Source organism: Bradyrhizobium sp. MOS001 (genome assembly GCF_004634465.1).
Taxonomy (GTDB): Bacteria; Pseudomonadota; Alphaproteobacteria; order Rhizobiales; family Xanthobacteraceae; genus Bradyrhizobium; species Bradyrhizobium barranii.
In genome coordinates, this window is the sequence record NZ_SPVJ01000150.1 from 1 (window position 1) to 1,692 (window position 1,692).

2 protein-coding genes are annotated in these 1,692 nt (G+C 58.4%); both read right to left on the bottom strand.

All coding sequences use genetic code 11. The annotated features are described in order from the left end of the window. Window positions 1–73 precede the first annotated feature (73 nt). Entirely contained in the window at window positions 74–784 is a 711-nt protein-coding gene (locus CT676_RS43535) for a DUF692 family multinuclear iron-containing protein (RefSeq protein WP_135217342.1), read from the bottom strand. Between the two features lie 17 nt (window positions 785–801). Continuing rightward, window positions 802–999 carry a hypothetical protein gene (locus tag CT676_RS43540; RefSeq protein ID WP_135217343.1) on the bottom strand — a complete coding sequence of 66 codons (198 nt, stop codon included), beginning with the start codon at window positions 997–999 and terminating at the stop codon, window positions 802–804. Between the last annotated feature and the right edge of the window lie 693 nt (window positions 1,000–1,692).

A 1,692-nucleotide genomic window follows, 5' to 3' on the forward strand; every position in this document is an offset into this window, starting at 1 on the left:
GGCCAGTCATTGGACGCTCCGACGCGAGACATCGGCCGCCTGCAACGATTGGCGACCACGGCCGCGTGCCGACCTATCCGTTTGCACACACCCAAGACCAGTGGCCGTGTGCAAACTCCAAGCCCGCGAGATGCACCTCCCACACGCGTTCAAAAGGCAAGCGCACCAGCACGTCGTGTATCTCAGCACGACCGTTCTTATGGTTCGCCCATAGGTTGGTCAGGTCGAGCAGGATCCCGCAGTCCGCAGCTTCGGCCACTGCCCTGAAGAACTCCCCGTCCGGCATCTCGCACGATCGCGGAGCGAAGTAATTGACGCCGGTCTCAAATGCAAACGGCTTTCCCAATGCGGCCGCGCGGCGCGTGATGTTCCTGGCGGCAAGGCTCACTCCCGCCTCAGTCTGCAGCGGAGGCATGAGGAAGCCGCAGGGCTGTTCTCCGCTTGGGCCACGCACATGAAAAATGCTGAGATGTTCGCTTGTCCACGGAGCATTCAGCGCTTCGGTCCAAGCGCGAAACTGCGGCACTTGGCGTGCTTGATCACAGATCGTTCCGCCGATCGGGCAACCGACTCCGTGCGTCAAAATGGTTTGCGGCAGCGCTTGAAGATGGCGCAGCTCTCCCGGGCTGCCTTGCGGCAGCGAGCCGGGCGCAGTACCTTTCGTCCACAGACTCTGTGGCTCGATCTCCGCTACCTTGATCAGATCGGCGTGTGACCGGAACAAGCCATCAAGCGAACGCAAATAGATCGCGCCTGGGCCGAGCCGGGGTGGTTCAAATGTCATGGGAGGGATCTATGGCCCTAGCCAACCTCAATAACTTTTTGGCTGCCCTTCTCCACAATCATGATGGTGTCAGCCGGATTTACGGCATTCTCAAAACTGATGTTGATACCCGAGTAGCACGTGGGATGCCCGGCCCTTCCCAGCACCGACGCCAAGACTTTCTGACTTTGTTCCAGGTTGAGGTGCTCGTGGACACGTACTGTAATTCTCTTCATGTGTTCCTCCATGAATGATCTAGTCGAGGCTAACGCTAACCAGCCAAGGTAGAGCTGCTAGTCCGGTTAACCATTAACGAGCGTACGCCATTTCCGACATTGGAATGTGAAGTAGCTCATAGGGCCTGAAATAAGTCGTTGATCCGGCCACGGGTGGATTCGACGTCCTTTCTCGCGTTCTCCCGATCTATGTCGGCTCTTGGCCGTGCGCCCCGAAGGCGCGAACATCAGTAGAGGAGGATTCTACCCGGAAAGTTGTCGATTGGTCCGGTAGCTGCGAGCAGCTTGGTCGGGTAACCGGCTGGGTTGGAGCCTCGCGACAAAGGTCCAATCTCGTCTCCTCCGCTCGCTCGACGCCGATCGAGCCCCGACGATGGGCGTATCGTCAATGCCCTGAGACGGCGAAAAGAGAGACCGGATATTCAACTTTTTTGCGGGAGCCGGAGTGGGAGGTCCGCTTCTGGCCCGTTTGAGACCTGGCGAGGGGTACTAAAGATGTCCGCTGACTGGGGCTGACCGGAAGTCGTCACGGGAGAACCAAACCGACGCGATTGACCCGAATGTATGGTCCGGCCGTGCGTAGCAAGAGGTTCGTCGATCAGGTGGTGAGTGGTCTTGCATCAATGTATCCGGCCTTTGATTGGAGCATTTGCTCCGGGCCATCATGGATATCAGCGCGCGTGCGTTCTCATT